Origin of the sequence: Streptococcus sp. 210928-DFI.4.42, assembly GCF_020554365.1 — a bacterium.
GTDB lineage: Bacteria > Bacillota > Bacilli > Lactobacillales > Streptococcaceae > Streptococcus > Streptococcus parasanguinis_S.
The window spans coordinates 36,685-56,118 of record NZ_JAJCHF010000006.1; the positions used below are offsets into that span (position 1 = coordinate 36,685).

Consider the following 19,434-nt stretch of genomic DNA (forward strand, 5'->3'; position numbering starts at 1 on the left):
TATTTTCCAACCAATCATCAAAAAAACCTTATATACCAAGCGTTTCCGTGGTTGGATTTTTTAAATAACTTTCCAACCATTTTTTTAAAAAATCCTTCCCCCCTTACTCTCACAAGGGTTTATACGGTTGGAATTTTGTTCTCATTTTTCCAACCTCATTGTTAAAATTCCAACTATCCATTTTTGAAAAAACCAGATGTAGTAACCTTCCCGAATTTTATGCCTTTCTTGTATTGCCATTCCTGTTGATTTTGTAGAGCCATTCTTATTTTTGCCTTTTGCTTTTGAGTGGGGCTGTCGTTCAGATAGACTTCTTGAAAAAATAGGTTAACAGTTAAGCGATCACGTTCAACTAATTTCCCGTATTTTTCATCTAGTTTTTCTTCCTCACCATTTCCATTAAGCCAAATTCCATTGGTTAAAATTTCATGGATAAAATACTTTCTAACTTTATCATTAGGAGGGCTAAAATACATTCTTTCGGGATAGGGGGTATTTAGATATCTTTCAAGATCTTCTAATTCTTCATCTATAGCTTTATATTTGGCCCGTATAGCGTTTACTAGGGCTTCTTGTTCATCTGATAGGGTTAAGTCTTTATTATCTCTCCAAGCCTTGACCATACCACCCCAGAACCTCCTACGATCATTTTCAGTCCAGTTTCTACCTTTGTAGGAACTATCTTTATAGACTTCAGCAACAAGAAAACGACGTTCTCCAGTTAAATCATTTAGGAAGTCGGGCTGGTTCGTTGCCCGTACAATAACAAAGTTTTTCAGTAATCGCCTATCAGTGCTACCATAAGGCGGGCGATATTCGATTTTTCTATCAGTTATGAACCTTTTTAATTCTTGGAAACTGGTCTTTTTAGTTGCTACCATTTCATCATCAAAAACGCACCAATTTCTCACCATTCGGGCTTTATCGTCTTTATCCGTGAAAGTTTCAACGGTTGTGAAGTATTGATCTGTAAACAAGCCTTCAAAAAATTGTGTTTTTCCTACCCCTTGTTTACCAGTCAAATCTAATACAAAATCAAACTTTACACTAGGATCAAACACTTTCGCAACTGCTCCACGAAAAAATAGATCAAATATTATCCGATTGTATTTACTATCTTCTACATTAAGATATTGACGTAAAATATTAAATGTTTCTGGTGGATCACTGCAAGAATTATATTCCCTTTCACATTCTAGCAAGAATTTTTTCAAGGGGTTGTAACCTTGTGTACGGGCCACAACTTCCAAAGTGTCAGAAATATCGCTTTTTTTAAAATCCACTTTATATTTTTTTGCAATATATAGACGAATTTCTTTTAAAACACTATCATCTGCTACCCCAGTAAGCCCGTTATCACTATTGAGTTTTAATGAACCGATGATATCAATTTCATGTGTGAATTCATTATATCTTAACTTGTCTTTCAGTAGACTGTCTCCACTTATAATCTTACTCAAATTATCTAAACTAGAAGCCCAGCCTTTCCCTTTGGCCTTTTCAACCAAACCAAGACTATTATTTTCGGTCTCTGTTTCTCTTCTTTCCGTAAGGTTTGGAAAGTTCGGGGAAGCCCGTTCTTCTTGTATTGTCTTTTCTAATGCTTTTTTAACACTCATGTAGTTACCTCATAACGGTTTATCAATTCAACAAAATCACGGGCAAGAGATTTCTTTTTAACGATATTAGAAAAGATCTGTATGATTATTTCTAAATTATATCCAGCCCCGATCATCATTTTTAAAAAGGTAGATACTTCTGTTCGATCATTTAAGCCATACGCAACAAATTCCAGTAATGGCCCATTAAATTCTAAACCATAGCCATTTTTATAACCTCTAAATTTATAGACTTCATATAATTGTAAAAACTCTAGTAAGTCCCCTTGTAATTTACTAATAGGGAAATTACGTACTAACTTCCAGCCCCTATTTTCTAGGTTTTTAGAGTTGGTTACTACTTGGATAAGCATTTTAGGGCTTACTTGTTCAGTCAGATTTTCCCCCATCGGTTCATAGTAAATAAAAGCGTACCACTCATTCTTTTTATAAACCCTAGTAGGGGTATCCTTCAAAAAGTCAAATTCTTGTATCTTTTGTTCTTGTAGAAATAAAATCACTTGTCTATACATCTTTTCACCTTCTCAAAATGTTCTATGATCTTCTTTTCAGCTTCTTCATCTGTACCTAATGGCAGTAATAAAAGATTAAAAGGAGCATTATATACTGCTTTGTTAAAATCTTTAGACGGTTCATAATATCTCACTTCCATTGCTCTCTACCTCACTGATAAGAACAAATAAATGTCACTTGGGCGATAATAAACTTTTCTAGCTCTCTCAGTTGGGGTTTGCAGTTTTTTCAGTCCAAGTTTTTCCCAATTTCTTAGAGTTTCTCCTGAGACTCCTAGAGCCTCTTTTAATTCTTCTCTAGTAATAAGATCTAGTTTCCCTTTTCGTTCCATTTCTAAATTCACAAGTGTTTCTAAAGTCTCTTTTTGTGCTTGAAGCCATTCCAATTGAATTTCCTTTGAAAGTAATTCCATATCCTTACCCCTTTCAATTAAAACGCTTGCCAGCTAACCATACATAAGCCCCATAGTCTGGATTTAGTTTTTCATTTATTATTTCTTTTTCCCCTTTTGTATAAGTTTCATTTTTCTTTGTCTTTGGCTCAAAAAACCATATTTTGGATACGATCAAATATAAAATAATAAATAAGATGATTGTTTGTTCTAGAGACAAATTCCATTCATTCATTTTTTCCAACTTTCTAATATTCCTATTTTCTATACAGTACTTTAATAAGTTTATATTGTGCAAAATCTACACAAATGGTCTTTTTCAAACGCTTATTTTCTATTAGCTAATGCCATTTTTTCTCTCAAAAAATCTTTGTGAGTTTGAGTGTTCTCTGAATATAGATCTTCTGCATAACTGACAAATGAATTCTTTTCCTTCTCAGTATGAAAAAAATTATTTGCTAAACGTTCCAAAAATGCCAAACGCATTCCATCAATTTCAAAAATTCCCGCATGGAATACCATTCCATAAGTCATTTTGTTGACTGCTTCAATTTTACCGCTCTCATTCAACTCTGGATACTCTACCCATAGAAGCCTAGCGATATCTTCTTTTATCGTATTGAGTTGTTCAGCTTTGAGTGATAAACAATATAAATTGTTTTCTTTGCCAATTCTGATTAATTCATTATGAAGATTTTCTATTTTCTCACTTAATAATTCATATGTTGTTTTTCTCATTGATTTCTCCTTTTATCGCTCAAATGTTGATACATAGCAACATTTAGTAACATTCTACGTTTGTTTGTTGACCGATAGCCCACATTTTTAATAAACAGAGGCTTATATTTGCCCTGTCAGCATGGCTTTTCTTATACAGTTTTCTTTTTTCACCTATCCGCTTGCCTGTTTAATAAGTGATTATTTATTTAATTTTTGTTCATGTTCTATCTGATCTCCAAGTCTTTTATAAAAGATATCAAAATCAGATCTTGTAATTTCTCCATGGTATAGTTGTGAAACCAATGTCACTGCCCTACTTAATAAGCGGGGATAATGGGAAAACTTCTTTCCTTTCATCTTGTGTACCTCTCTAATTTCTGATATACTAGGTACATAAAAAGTATTTAGAAAGTATTCTTTCTAGGTACCTGTTTCTTTTAAGTCATATACTCAATTTTTGGCGAAGGCGAGTATTTGACTTTTTTTGTTGTCTTTTTTTGAAAATCATGTATACATTATGTATCCTTTCTAATCTTTCACATCTAGAAATTCATCAATAGTTACCCCTAGAAAACTTGAAACTTTCTTCAAAGTATCCAATGTTGGACTCTTTGCACGTTCATAGTATAATGCCGTTAGTGTACTTTTTGATATCCCTGTAGCTTCTGCAACGTCAGAAGTTTTCTTCCGTTGCTTTGCTAATAATAAGCGCATGTTATTTCTCATGCTTTACCTCCTTTATATTATTTTTATGGTGTTTACTAATTTGCACGCAACTTCCTGCGGTACATCTTGAATTATACACGCATTTTTTTGCGTTGTCAATACTTTTTTAAAAAATAAATGCAATTTTTTGCGTCTATTTAAATATTTTTTGTGTTATAATGTTTTTGAAAGGTGTTTACTATGAATAGATTGAAAGAATTACGCAAAAAGAAAGGAATTTCACAGAAGGAATTCTCTAAAGAACACAATATTCCTTTACGTACTCTGCAAAGTTGGGAAAATGGTGAAAGTCAATTCAAAGCAGATAGAGGGCAACAGTTAGCCGAATATTTTGATGTAAGTTTAAATTATTTATTAGGTTTTGAAGATGAACCCCATAAATCTATGTACGACTTGGCCCAGCAAAATCCAGATGATTTCCCTAGTGATGAAGACGATCTCCAAGATATTACCCCCCAAGGACTTGTGGACGCTTCTTCAGAAAATAATAAAAGATATTTTTATATAGAAAACATAACTAATTTTGTAAAAGATAAAAAAACTACAAATAGTAAGTTAAAGTTGCTATCTGATTTAATAGATAATTTTAAAAAGTCGTAACGTTTCGACATTCTAAAAAATGGAACTTACACTATTTAAAATACCCAACGTTGGGTAATATTAAATGCTACTTTAATAATCACGACCACATTATTAACCTAAAAGCGACAACGTTGTCGTTTATCAAATTTCGTAACGTTTCGAAATGTTGCAACGTTGCAACATATTGTTTCTTCGTTTTTCGAAGAAACAAATCTAATCTAAAAACGTTCAACGTTTAACGATTTCAAATTACTCAACGTTGAGTAATTAAATTATGTGACGTCACATAATTTAGAAAGCCCAAGAAATAGCAAATACGACCACATGGTCGTATTTAATACCCTTAATAAGTGACAACGTTGTCACTTTTATTAATTTTTCTTTTCTCACCTATCCGCTTGCCTGTTGATGGAAAGGAAAGAAAAATGAATATCAAAACAGTAGTAAAAAAGAATGGCCAAACTGTTTACCGTGCTAGTGTTTATTTAGGTGTAGATCAGATGACGGGGAAAAAGGCCCGTACCACTGTTACAGCTAATACTAAAACGGCAGTCAAAATCAAGGCTAGGGAAGCAATTAATACCTTTGCCAACAATGGATATTGTGCTAAAAATAAACCAACGATCACTACTTATAGAGAGTTAGTTGCTCTATGGTGGGAGAGTTATAAAAACACAATCAAACCAAACTCCCAACAATCTATGGAGGGTATTGTAAGGCTTCATATTTTGCCCGTTTTTGGCGATTATAAACTAAATAGCCTAACTACCCCTATTATTCAACAACAAGTAAATAAATGGGCAGATAAAGCGAATAGAGGGGAGAAGGGGGCATACGCAAATTATAGTTTTCTAAACAATATTAACCGCCGTATACTTCAATATGGAGTTACTATGCAAGTGATCCAGCACAATCCAGCCCGTGATGTTATTATTCCGCGTAAGCAACAAGCAAAAGAACAAAAGATTAGATTTTTTAGCAATCAAGAATTAAAGAAATTTCTAGCCTATCTTGATAGTTTGGATCTAAATTTATATGAAAATCTTTTTGATTACGTTCTTTATAAAACTTTGCTGGCCAGTGGTTGCCGTATTGGGGAAGCTCTAGCCCTTGAATGGTCTGATATAAACCTCAAAACAGGTACGATCAGTATATCTAAGACTTTAAACAGATATCAAGAAACAAATACCCCTAAATCAAAAGCAGGCCTAAGAGATATTGAAATAGATCCAGCGACTATCTCACTTTTAAAGCAGTATAAAAAGCGCCAACAAGTAGAATGTTGGAAGCTGGGAAGGTCTGAAAATATTGTGTTCACACCTTTTACTACTAAATACGCTTACGCTTGCTTATTGAGAAAAAGACTACAGGGGCATTTTAAGAGTGCTGGGGTACCCGATATAAGTTTTCATGGTTTTCGTCATACCCATGCTACTATTATGCTTTACGCTGGAATAGAGGCTAAAGATCTGCAATATAGACTAGGCCACTCTAATATAACAATGACATTAAATACATACGTCCACGCTACAAAAGAAGGCGCAAAAAAAGCCGTCTCAATATTTGAAACGGCAATCAGCAATTTATAAATACAGTAAAATACAGGGTGAACCTGAAAAGGTACACCCTCTTACTATACAAAAATTAGTCATAGGTAACTAAAAGGGTAGTAAAAAGAAACAAAGCACTCTAGGGAAAATACCTAAAGTGCTTTGTTTAAAGGCTTTCCAGCCTATCATAGTTAAAAAGATATTACAACATTTTGTTGTAGAATTCAACGACAAGTGCTTCGTTGATTTCTGGGTTGATTTCATCGCGTTCTGGAAGGCGAGTCAATGAACCTTCAAGTTTGTCAGCATCGAATGATACAAATGCTGGACGTCCAACTGTAGCTTCAACAGCTTCAAGGATAGCTGGAACTTTAGCTGATTTTTCGCGAACTGAGATCACTTGACCTGGAGTTACACGGTATGAAGGGATATCAACGCGTTTTCCGTCAACAAGGATGTGACCGTGGTTAACGAATTGACGAGCTTGACGACGAGTAGTCGCAAGTCCAAGACGGTAAACAACGTTATCCAAACGACGTTCCAAAAGAAGCATGAAGTTGAAACCGACAGTTCCTTCTTTAACTTTAGTAGCTTGTACGAACAAGTTACGGAATTGTTTTTCACCAAGTCCGTAAGAGAAACGAAGTTTTTGTTTTTCAGCTAATTGCAAACCGTATTCTGACAATTTTGAACGGTTGTTTGGTCCGTGTTGACCTGGTACGTAGTTACGACGTGCCAATTCTTTACCTGTACCTGTAAGTGACAAGCCAAGACGGCGAGATTGTTTCCAAGATGGTCCTGTATAACGTGACATTTGAAATGTCCTCCTATAAAAATAATTTTTGTAGGAAATAACGTTTTAGACAAACCTGATTCGTTCAGAAAGCCTTCGCCCAAACAGCAAAGGTTACTTTTCTAGCTGACTTCCTGTTGACGAGCTTCATTTTGTCCTGCTGTCATTTCGCACAAATTCTATTCTATCACGGAATAGAAACTTTGTAAAGTCCTTCAAAACAATTTCAATGAAATTCAGACAATAATTCTATGATTCGTTTTTTATATTGCAATTGTTGCCAGTCTCTATCCGTTGCTGGATCCCATTTTAAAGGAAGATCTGCAATAATTTCACCGGGATTATGATTTAAGATATAGATCCGGTCACTCAATGTCAAAGCTTCTTCGATACTATGAGTGATCACTAGAGTGGTGAGACCAAGACGTTCCTTACTGTCTAGATACCAGTGATAAAGATCCTGCCTTGTCAATTCATCTAAGGCACTAAAAGCTTCATCTAATAGGAAGACAGAATGACCCAGAAGATAGGTTCTCAATAGCGCCACCCGTTGCCGCATCCCCCCACTCAGGGCATTGGGATAAAGGTTGGCGATACTTCCCAATTTAAATTCATCTAACAATTTTAGAGCTGTAGATGTCGCCTCTTCCTTAGGAATCTTTTTCAATTGAAGGGGAAGAATAATATTTCCCAATACTGTCTTATGTTCCAACAAAAGATCCTTTTGTAGCATATAGCTGACTTTCCCAAAGGAGATCGGAGCATCATCTACTTCTATAGCGCCCTTTTGTAAGGGAAGGATCCCAGCAATTAAATTAAACAAGGTTGATTTCCCTACCCCACTCGGACCTAGAATAGAGACGATTTCTCCTTTTTGCACTTCTAGTGATACATTATTTAAAACTGCTTTATCTCCAAAAGAGAAACTTACATCTTTTACGGTTAAAATATCAGTCACCTACCAATTCGTTTGTGAAACCTTTGTCTTCTAAGTCATTTGAAACCAATCCTTGCTCTTTTGCCCAAGCATAAAAAGCATTCCACCGCTTAGGATCAAACTGCCCCCACTTGTCCTTGTCTGAAGCATATTGATTAGAAAGATATTTTTGGGAAGCGAGTACAAAATCACGCTGGTTAGCTAAGGCAGGGGCCTGTTTGATCAAGATATCCGCAGCTTCTTCTGGATGCTCTATAGCATATTGGTAGCCTTTTTTCACCGCTTGAATGAATTTTTTTGCTTCCTCTTTATGAGACTTCAAATAGTCATTGTTAGCAATAATAACAGGCGAATAGTAGTCAAATGCAGGAACAAAATCTTTCATATAGAAGAAATTGGTCTTCATTCCCTTTTGCTCAGCCAAAATTCCATCCCAACCGTGATAAATCCAAGCAGCATCAAAGACCTTATTTTCAATCGGAGTAATGGAATTTGAATCACTATTTGGAACCAATTTTACTTGATTAAAATCAGCTCCTTCTTTTTTCATCATCGATTTGATCATTTCCAACTCAATCGGATCATTCCAGGTACCATACTTCTTACCCACCAAATCTTTTGGACTTGTGATCGCTGCATCTTTTCTTGAAATAATCCCTGACGTATTGTGTTCGACGATAGCTGCAACAGCGGTAATACCCGCACCTTTATCCAATTTCTTGGCCATAGAATCTTGGAAATAAATACCAAATGGAGCTTTCCCATTGATAATCAAATCAGAACTACTGTCTTCCGGAGGAAGTTTTATATCTACATCCAGTCCTGCTTCTTTAAAGTACCCTTTTTCCTTTGCTACATAGAGACCCGTGTGATTAGTATTCGGGGTCCAATCTAGAATAAAATCAATCTTTTTCAAACCACTTGACGATTGCTTGACAGAATTTTGACAAGCACTCAAGAAAACAAATCCCAATATTATTGAGAAAAATAAACCTATTGACTTTTTCATTAGCTATACCTCTTTTACATTTTTGTCAATTTAATTTTTACACCATTTACAAGTTTGTCAATCCTTTTTCCATTTTAGAATGGTTCGTTCTAATTGGTCAACGAGAAACATACCGAGTAAACTAATAGCAGAAATCAATACAATGATCGCAAACATCGTATCATACTGAAATAACTTCTTCGATTGGATCATATAGACCCCCAATCCATCAAAACCTCCTAACCATTCTGAAACGACCGTACTGATAAAAGCATAGGAAACACTCACACGTAAACCTGCGAAAAAATAAGGAAGCGCTGCAGGAATTTTATAATGGACTAAAGTCTGAAAGCGATTGGCTTGCATAATCTGAAACAATCTCAGAATGTCTTGATCGCAATGCCGAAAACCATCTAACAGACTGACTACGATGGGAAATACCACCGTAATAATGATCAAAACCAGTTTTGGAAGCATACCATAACCAAACCAAAGAACCAGGATAGGGGCCAAGGCAATCGTCGGAATGGTTTGAATAACAACCATAAAAGGATAGACCAGATCATTCACCCATTGAAAACTATCCATGAGAATCGCAAAGCCAGCAGCAAGAAGAACGCCTATAACAAGTCCGATCAAGGCCACTTGAAGGGTAGACAAACTGTGATGAATCAGGAGAGATCGATCTCGTACAAAGGCATTCCCAATTTCAAGTGGCGTTGGTAATACAAATTTGGGGAGGATATTTAAAAATCCTGCTAACTGCCATAAGACAAGAAGACTGCTAAAACCTGCAAATCCTATCAATTGTTTTGAATATCTTTTTACAAGAGACATCGTAACCTCCTTTCTCACAAATAAAAAACGCCTCCAAAATAGGAGACGGATTGCACAAGGTCACTCATAACGAAAAATACATTTCATTTGTTTCCTACGCTGGCATTACCCAGATCAGGTGCGGTCGAAGCTTACACTTCCTCTCAGACTGTACACAGACTCCCATATGTATTTATTATAATAACTGATTTAGACGATAAAAGCAAGAAATTAATCCAAATAACGAATTAAATTCTTCTCTGTTAAAATATCTGAATAGGTGTAAGACTCCACGTATGTATTAGCTGGTTCACCTGGCAAGCTATTGTCGTTCGTATACTCGATAATAAATAAAGAAGGATAGACCTCAATCAAGCGTCCAAATTTATTTTTTTGACGTTTCCGTCCATTTTCAAGCGTCATTTCAACCACTTGTCCTTCATGGGCCTTGATTTCTTCTTTAATTTTTTTCATTTTTGCAACATCTGTAAATGCATCACTCATCTTATTGATCCTCTCTCTTTGAAATACTTGAGAATTTATTGTATTCCTTTTGGAATATTAATTCGACTGTCCCACGCGCACCTGAACGGTTTTTCTCGATAATCACTTCAACCGTATTATTAGGCATTCCATCTTCTTCCTCTTCACCAGCTCGATCATAATAATCATCACGGTACAAGAAAGCAACAATATCCGCATCCTGTTCAATCGATCCAGATTCACGAATATCAGAAAGAACAGGACGTTTGTCTTGGCGCTGTTCCACACCACGTGATAGCTGACTCAAAGCAATAACGGGAACTTTTAGTTCCTTAGCCAAAATCTTTAACTGACGAGAAATTTCTGAAACTTCCTGTTGACGGTTTTCTCTTCCAGTCCCTGTAATCAGCTGCAGGTAGTCAATCAGAATAAGACCGAGATTCCCTGTTTCCTGCGCTAATTTTCTTGCTCTCGAACGAATCTCAGTGATCCGAATTCCCGGAGTATCATCGATGTAAATACTCGCATTGGCCAAATTTCCTTGAGCAATGGCATATTTCCGCCACTCTTCATCCGTCAATTGACCTGTACGAATCGAATGGGATTCAATCAAACCTTCAGCTGCTAACATCCGGTCAACCAAACTTTCAGCACCCATTTCTAATGAGAAAATAGCCACTGTCTTATCCAACTTTGTCCCGATATTTTGAGCAATATTTAGAGCAAAGGCTGTTTTCCCTACTGCAGGACGAGCCGCTAAAATAATCAACTCTTCCTCATGTAGCCCCGTCGTCATATGGTCCAAATCGCGATAGCCTGTCGCAATACCCGTAATATCAGAGGTTTGAAGCGAGCGGGCTTCCAAGCTACCAAAATTTATATTCAAGATGTCTCGAATATTTTTAAATCCACTACGATTTGCGTTTTCACTAACATCAATCAGAGCTTTTTCAGCACCCGCAATGATTTCATCTGAAGGACTTGCACCATCATAAGCTTGATTAATACTTTCCGTTAATCGAGAGATCAATCGACGTAAGACAGCTTTTTCGGCAACAATCTTCGCGTAATACTCTGCGTTAGCTGAAGTTGGTACCGAATTAATGACTTCTACCAAATAGGAGAGACCGCCAATATTTTGGAGATCCCCCTGACTATCTAAAATATTTCGAACAGTCGTCGCATCAATCGCATCCCCGCGGTCAGCTAGATCGATCATGGCTTTAAAAATCAAACGGTGCGAGTACTTAAAGAAATCGCCAGGCTCGATATATTCACGAACAAAGACCAATTTCCCCTCATCAATAAAGATGGCTCCCAACACTGATTGCTCCGCTTGGATATCCTGAGGTTGTGTTCGTAATTCCTCTATCTCAGCCATAAAAAAACCTTTCTATCGATCGTGTTTACCCTTCGTTTACACGAATATTAATCAAACCTGTAACATCTTGATAAATTTTTACAGGGACGTCAATCAATCCTGTTGAACGAATTGGAGAGGAAACTTGGATATGACGTTTATCAATTTTAATGCCAAATTGTTTCTCAAGCTCTTCTGCAATCTTTTTATTGGTAATAGAGCCGAAGGTACGGCCATCTGGCCCAATTTTTTCAGTGAATTGAACAACAGTTGCTTCTTCTTCTAATTTCGCTTTAATCTTTTGCGCTTCCGCTAACAATTCAGCATGCGCTTTTTCTTCTGACTTTTGCTTTCCACGAAGCTCACCGATTGCTTGGGCATTGGCTTCTTTCGCAAGATTTTTCTTGATCAAAAAGTTTTGTGCATAACCAGTAGGCACTTCTTTAATTTCGCCTTTTTTACCTTTACCTTTTACATCCGCTAAGAAAATAACTTTCATTCTACATTCTCCTTTTCAATAGTTACTTCGTTTTCAATAGTCTCAATCAGTTGTTGACGAATACTCATCAAATCTTGACCTTCAATTTGAGAGGCTGCCGAGTTGAAATGACCTCCTCCGCCAAGTTGTTCCATGATACGCTGTACATTGACTTTGCTTCGACTTCGTGCAGAAATAGAGACAGTCCCACTTTGATTACAAGCAATGACAAAGGTTGCTTCCACCTCAGACATGGCTAGCATACTATCAGCTGCTTTACTAATAGTTACTGAATCATAGGCTTTAGTCGTATTGGCACAAGCTACGATGATATGCGGCAAAATCTTTTCACCAGTCAAGATCAGTTCGTTCACTTCGCGGTACTCGTCAAACTGAATAGCAGAGATCTCCTGGATGGCTACACTATCACTACCTCTTGAGCGAAGGTAGCTCGCCACATCAAAGGTCCGACTTGTAACACGTGTGGAGAAGTTCTTAGTATCCAGCATGATCCCAGCCATCAAGACACTAGCTTGAATCTTCGTTAACCGATTTTTCTTCGACTTCTGGAACTGAATAAGTTCACTAACCAATTCGCTCGCACTACTTGCTCCACTTTCAATATAGGTGATCAGAACATTTTCAGGGAAATCATCATCCCGACGGTGATGGTCAATGACAATAATCTGTTGAAATTCCTGATAAAACTCTTTTGAAAGAGTCAAGGCTGTCTTAGAATGGTCAACCATAATTAACAAAGAGCGATCCGTCACCATTTGCATGGCTTCCTCTAGGGGAAGGATTTTCGTCACCTGCTCTTCTTCTAGTTTCGCAATTGCTCTTGAAATATCACTAGCCATTGCATGCGGGTCATAGACCACATAAGAGGAGGCCAAAATATTGCTAGAGAAAAACTGCATTCCCACAGACGCTCCTAAAGCGTCCATATCCAAGTTTCTATGTCCAACAATGAAGACTTGATCAACGGATTTAATCTTATCCGAAATAGCTGTCATCATAGCGCGTGTGCGAGTCCGAGTCCGCTTCACAGCCGAAGCTGTTCCACCACCAAAGAAAATAGGGTTTTTCTGTTCATCATTTTCCTTGACAACCGCTTGATCCCCACCACGAACTTCCGCAAGGTTTAGGTTCAAGAGAGCCACTTTACCAATCTCATCATGCTCCCCGTCACCATACGAGAATCCCATACTTAAGGTAATAGGTAGCTCACGATTTTTAGCTTCTTCACGGAATTGATCGATGACAGAAAATTTTGATTCCATCAACTGTTCTAAGACCGTGTAGTCTGTAAACAAATAGAAACGATCCATCCCCACACGTCTGTAAAACATATGGTAATGAGCTGTAAACTCTTCTACAAAGTTGGCAATAAAACTATTGATATTGCTAATATCAGAGTCTGAAATGACATCTTCTAGATCATCATAGTTATCAACAGAAATAATACCGATAACAGGACGAGTTGTCACCAATCCCACAGTTGCTTCATATTCACTTGAAACATCAAAAAAGTAAACAACACTAGACGTCTGATCAAAGTAAACAGAATATTTCTTATCGGCTACAGTGACATAATGACCTTTATCCTCAAACAGAGTATTGAGTAACTTTTTCAAGGATTCAACATCAAAGTCCCCATCATCTGTTGAAAAAATCAATTCAGCATAAGGGTTGAACCACTCTACTTCATTTGTCTCTTCATTAATTTTGATAACTCCAACAGGCATTTTATCAAGGAGGGATGCTAATCCGCTTTCTGCCTGATGGTTAACGTATTGTATTTGTTCTAATTCATCTAACTCTGAAATTTGTAACTGGTATTCAAATAAAGCAATCAATCCAGCTAAGACTAAAAAAATTGCAATAAGAGTTACATAGCCTTTGCCAAAGATTCTTAAAAAAATTGCTAAAATTGCAAATGAAATAAAACCAATTAACACATAATGGATGAACGATAAACGAAATTTTTTCATCATAAACCTCTTCTCGGAATTATACCATAAATAGAGGTAAAAAGCGAGGTTTCTCTCTATATTACAGAGAAGATTGACCCGTAAAAAGCTTTTCCTCGGTTTCACTACTTTGTAAACAAGGTTTACAACTGTGTAAACAGTAACAACAGATTTCAATCCATAAAATTGAGGCTGAAACATCATCTCAGCCTCATTTGATTAGTGGTTTGCTTTGTTTTTGGAGATACTCCGAGATTTACCTTCCAAGTAAACCATTAAAATAGAGATATCCGCTGGATTGACACCTGAGATACGACTTGCTTGACCAATCGTTTCTGGATTAATTAATTTAAATTTTTGACGAGCTTCGGTTGCGATGGAGTCAATATCATCCCAGTCAATATTCGCAGGAATTCTTTTTTCTTCCATACGCTTCATTTTTTCGACTTGGTCCATTGCTTTTGAAATATAGCCTTCGTATTTAATTTCAGTTTCAATCAATTCAATGATTTTATTATCCAGTTCTTCAGCTGCAGGACCGATAAATTCTACCACATCTTGGTAAGAGACTTCTGGTCTTCGCAAGAATTCTTTAGCAGTGACAGCATCTGTCAAAGGTTTAAAGCCTAGTGCTGCAACCTTCTCGTTCGTTTCCTTTACAGGCTTTAACTTAATGCTATCCAAACGCTTCATCTCGTTTTCAAACTGATACTTCTTGGTTTCGAAACGTTGCCAACGTTCATCATCTACCAATCCAATTGCTCGTCCCATTTCTGTCAAGCGCATATCGGCATTATCATGACGCAAAATCAGACGGTATTCTGCACGGCTTGTTAACAAACGATACGGTTCGATCGTTCCCTTTGTTACCAAGTCATCGATCATGACCCCAATATAACCATCACTGCGTTTCAAAATGAGTTCCGGTTTTCCTTGGATTTTTAGAGCCGCATTGATCCCTGCAATAATCCCTTGACCAGCAGCCTCCTCATAGCCAGACGTTCCATTGGTTTGGCCAGCTGTAAAGAGACCTGAAATTTTCTTAGTTTCCAAAGTTGCGCGCAATTGATGAGGCAACACCATATCATACTCAATTGCATAACCCGTTCGCATCATTTCTGCCTTCTCAAGTCCCTTAATAGAATGGACGAGATCCCGTTGAACATCCTCTGGTAAACTCGTTGACAGCCCTTGAACATAGACTTCTTCTGTATTTCGCCCCTCAGGTTCTAAGAATAGTTGATGACGCTCTTTGTCAGCAAAACGGACAATTTTATCCTCAATGGACGGACAATAGCGAGGACCCACTCCCTTTACAACCCCTGTAAACATAGGTGCTCGGTGTAAATTATTCTGGATAATTTCATGGCTATGCCCATTCGTATAAGTCAACCAACAAGGAACCTGATCCTTTACATAATCTTCATCACGCGATGTATAAGAAAAATGATTTGGAGCTTCATCTCCAGGTTGAATTTCCGTTTCGTCATAATTAATTGACGATGCCTTTACACGAGGTGGTGTCCCTGTTTTGAAACGTCCAATTTCTAATCCTAGCTGTTTGAGATTATCGGCCAAATTGATAGAAGCTAGACTATGATTAGGTCCTGACGAATACTTGAGATCTCCAATGATAATTTCTCCGCGTAAAGCTGTCCCAGTAGTGACAATAACAGCCTTTGCCCCATACTCTTGGTGAGTCGCAGTCCTTACACCAACAACCTTACCATTCTCCACCAAAATCTCATCAATCATAGTTTGGCGAAGAGTTAAATTATCTTGGTTTTCAACCGTTTTTCGCATTTCTTTTGAGTAAAGTTCTTTGTCTGCTTGAGCGCGAAGTGCACGAACCGCAGGACCTTTACCAGTATTGAGCATTTTCATTTGGATGTAGGTCTTATCGATGTTCTTCGCCATTTCTCCGCCAAGTGCATCTACTTCACGGACAACAATCCCTTTAGCAGATCCACCAATAGATGGATTACAAGGCATAAAAGCTAGCATTTCAATGTTAATAGTCGCAAGTAAGACCTTGCAACCCATACGGCTAGCAGCTAGAGAGGCTTCTACTCCTGCATGCCCAGCACCGATTACAATGATATCGTATTCTTCAATAAAATTATAAGTCATTTTTTCTCCTATTTCTCAAGATGGATGTGTCGTAATTTTCCGTCCCATTCTGGTAGGGCTGATTTTAAAAAGGCTGGTTTCAGGTCAACAGTGTGTAAATCATCTAAAGCAATCCAACGGCAAGGTAATTGCTTTGTATCTTCCTGCATGACCAAAGGTGCATCTTCCAGCAGGTCCACCAAATAATGAAATTCAATGTTATGGTAGTGGATTCCAGCTTGTTCAAAGTGATTTTCAACCACGAAAGCTAACGGACCTGCTGTAGATGTGACACCAAGTTCCTCTTTGACTTCCCGAACTACAGCATCTTCTGTAGTTTCATTGACTTGAATAGCACCTCCGATTGTATAACAGCCGTCCTCATCTTCTATGACGAACAAGCGATTATCTTTTACAATCAAAGCAGTCGCTCTCACGCCAAAAACAGTAGAACCTATTTTCGTACGAAAATCCTGTTGCCTCATTTTACTTCCTTTCAAAATCACACAAAAATAGTCAAAACTCTGAGAAGTGCAGGACAAAAAAGCCTGCAACATCCATGAGCTTTGACCATCATTTCTATTGCTTTTCTTATTGTAGCAAATTGAGAAAATTTGTCAATTTAAATATACTGACAAACTTTTCCATCTCGATAAGCATTATCAATCAAGCCACCGCCTAGACACTCTTCCCCGTCGTAAAAAACAACAGCTTGTCCTGGTGTAATAGCACGCTGAGGTTCAGCAAAAATAACCTCTGCTTTATCACCTTTAACCTTTACAGTAACTTTACTATCAGATTGACGATAACGGAATTTTGCTGTACATTCCATTTCAAATTCTTCTGGCATATCTCGTGTAAAGTGAACTTGACTAGCCTGTAAACTTGTTGACATCAGTGCATCATGATAGAAGCCTTGACCAACGTAAAGAATATTTTGACTAAGGTCTTTCCCCACTACAAACCATGGAGCATTGTCTCCACCCTGTTGTCCACCAATTCCAAGACCACCACGCTGACCGATCGTGTAATACATCAAACCGGCATGTTCACCCATATCTCGTCCATCTACGGTCATCATTCGGCCTGGCTGAGCAGGTAGATAGTTGCTGAGAAACTCTTTGAAATTCTTTTCTCCGATAAAGCAGATTCCAGTGGAATCTTTCTTTTTAGCCGTTGCTAGTCCAGCCTCTTCTGCTAACCGGCGAACCTCAGGCTTTTCTAAATGCCCCAACGGAAACATGGTTTTTTGAAGTTGTTCTTGTGACAATTGGCTTAAGAAATAAGTTTGATCCTTTCCATTGTCAACGCCACGTAACATATGGACAACGCCATCCGCATCACGCGTCACGCGTGCATAGTGCCCTGTCGCTATATAATCGGCACCGAGGGTCATAGCGTAATCTAGAAAGGCCTTAAATTTGATTTCCTTATTACACATGACATCCGGATTTGGTGTCCGACCAGCTCGGTATTCAGCAAGGAAATATTCAAAGACACGATCCCAATATTCTTTCTCAAAGTTGACAGAATAGTAAGGAATGCCAATCTGGTCTGCAACTGCTGCTACATCTTTGTAATCTTCTGTAGCTGTACAGACACCATTTTCGTCTGTGTCGTCCCAGTTTTTCATGAAGATGCCGATGACATCGTAACCCTGTTGCTTTAACAACAAAGCCGTTACAGATGAATCGACACCGCCACTCATACCAACAACAACACGTGTTTTCGAGTTATCACTCATAGGTTTCTCCCATCTTTTCGTTACTCACGATTGAAGGTCGTGGTTTGCTTCAACGATTGAAGGTCGTTTTGAGCAGTTACCATTTTAACACGCTTTATAGAAGAAAACAAGCATTTGACCGCCCTAGTCCTCTCTAATTAATGATACGTTTACAGAGCTGTAAATTTAAAAAGAGTCTTATTCAAGGACTCTTTTTAAACGAATTTAATACCAGCCATTTGCCAACCAGAAATTTTTAGCTGCTGACCATGATCCATAACGGTTGACAACGTATTGATTGGCCACTTTTTCTTGGTTTGCAGGTGATAAATCACCATTCAAATAGGTGAGAGTTAATTGGTAACGACCATAATATTGGCCATTTTGTGCTGTATAACTACCACTTGATTCTTTTTGGGCAATCCATTCCTTAGCAGCTGCATCTTCCGCACTCAAGCCATCTGAAGCAGAGACAGTCGTTGTTGCTTGTGTAGTATCCGTTTTACTAGTAGTAGCTTGCTCCGTAGTTTTCTGCGTTGTTTTTGCATCTTCAATCTCAAGAACTTGACCAACTGAGATAAGGTTCACGTTACTAATCTTATTTTTCTTAGCAATCGCATCAACCGTTGTGTTCTTCTCTTTAGCAATAGCTGATAAAGTATCACCTGATTTTACAGTATAAGAATCTGCATTCGCTACAATGGGAAGGAAAAGTCCTGCAAGTAAACTAAGTCCAATAATATGTTTCATCATTTGTTTTTTATTCATTATTATGTACTCCTTTATTGGTATACCTCTATACTACACAAGAAATATTTCATATTTATTGAAATAATGTGTCAAATATTTCAGTCAGATGTTAGAAATACTAAAAATCCAGGATAATATAAATGCTTTAAGCCCCCTTTAAGATTTCTCAGATATTTCGGGAAAAATAGAAGAAATCATCAGCCATATCTGATATAATGAAGTAAAGTGATCACAAAGGAGCAGAGCATGAACTCTTTAAAATTCCAATCAGTTTTTGATATTATTGGACCTGTGATGATCGGCCCATCCAGTAGTCACACTGCAGGTGCTGTTCGAATTGGTAAAATTGTTTCTTCTATCTTTGGAGAGGAACCAAAAGAAGTTGAGTTCCAATTATTTAATTCCTTCGCCAAAACCTATCGTGGTCATGGAACAGATTTAGCCTTAGTAGCGGGCATCTTAGGAATGGACACAGATGACCCTAGAATCCCAGATAGTCTAAAAATTGCACATGAACGAGGCATTCGGATTGTTTGGTCTATTCAAAAAGAGAGCAATGCTCCTCACCCCAACACAACAACCATTACTGTAAAAAATGACCATAAAACGATTTCTGTCACTGGAATTTCCATTGGTGGTGGGAATATACAGGTTACTGAGTTAAATGGCTTTGCTATCTCGCTAAATATGAATACTCCAACCATTATCATTGTGCATCAAGACGTCCCTGGGATGATCGCTCATGTGACAGAAGCCCTTTCTCGCTATGATATTAACATTGCACAGATGAATGTGACGCGGGAAAAAGCTGGAGAAAAAGCGATTATGATTATAGAAGTTGACTCAAGGAGTTGTGAATCAGCGATCGAAGATATCCGTCAAATTCCTCATCTTCATAATGTCAACTTTTTCAAATAAGGAGT

Annotated in this window: 21 protein-coding genes and 1 riboswitch; of the genes, 3 read left to right on the forward strand and 18 right to left on the reverse strand. The window is 37.6% G+C overall.

Features of this window, described 5'->3' with window-relative positions:
* Positions 1 to 173: 173 nt before the first annotated feature.
* The 6 genes from LIZ08_RS03545 to LIZ08_RS03570 all read right to left on the reverse strand — a co-directional run bounded on the left by LIZ08_RS03545 (position 174) and on the right by LIZ08_RS03570 (position 3,969).
* Entirely contained in the window at positions 174 to 1,619 is a 1,446-nt protein-coding gene (locus LIZ08_RS03545; protein ID WP_227038293.1) for a virulence-associated E family protein, read from the reverse strand.
* Positions 1,616 to 2,131 (reverse strand): hypothetical protein, encoded by a 516-nt coding sequence (locus LIZ08_RS03550; RefSeq protein ID WP_227038294.1) that lies wholly within the window; start codon positions 2,129 to 2,131, stop codon positions 1,616 to 1,618. The genes LIZ08_RS03545 and LIZ08_RS03550 overlap by 4 nt, the downstream gene beginning before the upstream one ends.
* Before the next feature lie 146 nt (positions 2,132 to 2,277).
* Positions 2,278 to 2,544 (reverse strand): MerR family transcriptional regulator, encoded by a 267-nt coding sequence (locus LIZ08_RS03555; protein WP_227038295.1) that lies wholly within the window; start codon positions 2,542 to 2,544, stop codon positions 2,278 to 2,280.
* A 13-nt stretch (positions 2,545 to 2,557) separates the two neighbouring features.
* Entirely contained in the window at positions 2,558 to 2,767 is a 210-nt protein-coding gene (locus LIZ08_RS03560; protein ID WP_413743231.1) for a hypothetical protein, read from the reverse strand.
* An 83-nt stretch (positions 2,768 to 2,850) separates the two neighbouring features.
* Positions 2,851 to 3,261: a hypothetical protein gene (locus tag LIZ08_RS03565; RefSeq protein ID WP_227038296.1), complete on the reverse strand. Its 411-nt coding sequence runs from the start codon at positions 3,259 to 3,261 to the stop codon at positions 2,851 to 2,853.
* A 510-nt stretch (positions 3,262 to 3,771) separates the two neighbouring features.
* Positions 3,772 to 3,969 (reverse strand): helix-turn-helix domain-containing protein, encoded by a 198-nt coding sequence (locus tag LIZ08_RS03570; protein WP_154358711.1) that lies wholly within the window; start codon positions 3,967 to 3,969, stop codon positions 3,772 to 3,774.
* Positions 3,970 to 4,149: 180 nt separating this feature from the next.
* Here LIZ08_RS03570 and LIZ08_RS03575 point away from each other — a divergent pair, with 180 nt between their 5' ends.
* Both LIZ08_RS03575 and LIZ08_RS03580 read left to right on the forward strand, forming a co-directional pair.
* Positions 4,150 to 4,569 (forward strand): helix-turn-helix domain-containing protein, encoded by a 420-nt coding sequence (locus LIZ08_RS03575; protein ID WP_227038297.1) that lies wholly within the window; start codon positions 4,150 to 4,152, stop codon positions 4,567 to 4,569.
* A 407-nt stretch (positions 4,570 to 4,976) separates the two neighbouring features.
* Positions 4,977 to 6,140: a tyrosine-type recombinase/integrase gene (locus LIZ08_RS03580; protein ID WP_227038298.1), complete on the forward strand. Its 1,164-nt coding sequence runs from the start codon at positions 4,977 to 4,979 to the stop codon at positions 6,138 to 6,140.
* A gap of 163 nt (positions 6,141 to 6,303) precedes the next feature.
* Here LIZ08_RS03580 and rpsD read toward each other — a convergent pair whose 3' ends face one another.
* From rpsD to LIZ08_RS03640, 12 genes are all read right to left on the reverse strand, one after another.
* The gene (rpsD, locus tag LIZ08_RS03585) at positions 6,304 to 6,915 is read right to left on the reverse strand and encodes a 30S ribosomal protein S4 (protein WP_003002210.1); all 612 of its coding nucleotides are present in this window, start codon (positions 6,913 to 6,915) and stop codon (positions 6,304 to 6,306) included.
* 205 nt (positions 6,916 to 7,120) lie between these two features.
* The gene (locus LIZ08_RS03590; RefSeq protein WP_201089508.1) at positions 7,121 to 7,852 is read right to left on the reverse strand and encodes an ABC transporter ATP-binding protein; all 732 of its coding nucleotides are present in this window, start codon (positions 7,850 to 7,852) and stop codon (positions 7,121 to 7,123) included.
* Positions 7,845 to 8,840, reverse strand: a complete 996-nt coding sequence (locus tag LIZ08_RS03595; protein ID WP_227038299.1) for an ABC transporter substrate-binding protein — start codon at positions 8,838 to 8,840, stop codon at positions 7,845 to 7,847. The genes LIZ08_RS03590 and LIZ08_RS03595 overlap by 8 nt, the downstream gene beginning before the upstream one ends.
* A gap of 57 nt (positions 8,841 to 8,897) precedes the next feature.
* A complete protein-coding gene (locus tag LIZ08_RS03600) occupies positions 8,898 to 9,656 on the reverse strand; it encodes an ABC transporter permease (protein WP_049495750.1) in 759 nt (252 codons plus the stop codon).
* A 74-nt stretch (positions 9,657 to 9,730) separates the two neighbouring features.
* Positions 9,731 to 9,832, reverse strand: a riboswitch (TPP riboswitch).
* A 34-nt stretch (positions 9,833 to 9,866) separates the two neighbouring features.
* The gene (locus LIZ08_RS03605) at positions 9,867 to 10,139 is read right to left on the reverse strand and encodes a Veg family protein (protein ID WP_003009183.1); all 273 of its coding nucleotides are present in this window, start codon (positions 10,137 to 10,139) and stop codon (positions 9,867 to 9,869) included.
* A 1-nt stretch (position 10,140) separates the two neighbouring features.
* Positions 10,141 to 11,499 carry a replicative DNA helicase gene (gene dnaB / locus LIZ08_RS03610; protein WP_014714093.1) on the reverse strand — a complete coding sequence of 453 codons (1,359 nt, stop codon included), beginning with the start codon at positions 11,497 to 11,499 and terminating at the stop codon, positions 10,141 to 10,143.
* 25 nt (positions 11,500 to 11,524) lie between these two features.
* The gene (gene rplI / locus LIZ08_RS03615) at positions 11,525 to 11,977 is read right to left on the reverse strand and encodes a 50S ribosomal protein L9 (RefSeq protein ID WP_049495754.1); all 453 of its coding nucleotides are present in this window, start codon (positions 11,975 to 11,977) and stop codon (positions 11,525 to 11,527) included.
* Positions 11,974 to 13,953, reverse strand: coding sequence for a DHH family phosphoesterase (locus tag LIZ08_RS03620; protein ID WP_201087702.1), 1,980 nt, complete (start codon positions 13,951 to 13,953; stop codon positions 11,974 to 11,976). The genes rplI and LIZ08_RS03620 overlap by 4 nt, the downstream gene beginning before the upstream one ends.
* Before the next feature lie 195 nt (positions 13,954 to 14,148).
* The gene (gene mnmG / locus LIZ08_RS03625; RefSeq protein WP_021154144.1) at positions 14,149 to 16,059 is read right to left on the reverse strand and encodes a tRNA uridine-5-carboxymethylaminomethyl(34) synthesis enzyme MnmG; all 1,911 of its coding nucleotides are present in this window, start codon (positions 16,057 to 16,059) and stop codon (positions 14,149 to 14,151) included.
* A gap of 8 nt (positions 16,060 to 16,067) precedes the next feature.
* On the reverse strand, positions 16,068 to 16,523 hold the full coding sequence (locus tag LIZ08_RS03630) for an NUDIX hydrolase (RefSeq protein ID WP_021154145.1): 456 nt from the start codon (positions 16,521 to 16,523) through the stop codon (positions 16,068 to 16,070).
* A 137-nt stretch (positions 16,524 to 16,660) separates the two neighbouring features.
* Positions 16,661 to 17,782 carry a tRNA 2-thiouridine(34) synthase MnmA gene (gene mnmA, locus LIZ08_RS03635; protein WP_227038300.1) on the reverse strand — a complete coding sequence of 374 codons (1,122 nt, stop codon included), beginning with the start codon at positions 17,780 to 17,782 and terminating at the stop codon, positions 16,661 to 16,663.
* A 204-nt stretch (positions 17,783 to 17,986) separates the two neighbouring features.
* Positions 17,987 to 18,529: a LysM peptidoglycan-binding domain-containing protein gene (locus LIZ08_RS03640; RefSeq protein WP_045760055.1), complete on the reverse strand. Its 543-nt coding sequence runs from the start codon at positions 18,527 to 18,529 to the stop codon at positions 17,987 to 17,989.
* A gap of 228 nt (positions 18,530 to 18,757) precedes the next feature.
* Between LIZ08_RS03640 and sdaAB the strand changes: the two genes are divergently transcribed.
* A complete protein-coding gene (sdaAB, locus tag LIZ08_RS03645) occupies positions 18,758 to 19,429 on the forward strand; it encodes an L-serine ammonia-lyase, iron-sulfur-dependent subunit beta (RefSeq protein ID WP_031574774.1) in 672 nt (223 codons plus the stop codon).
* The last annotated feature ends 5 nt before the right edge of the window (positions 19,430 to 19,434 follow it).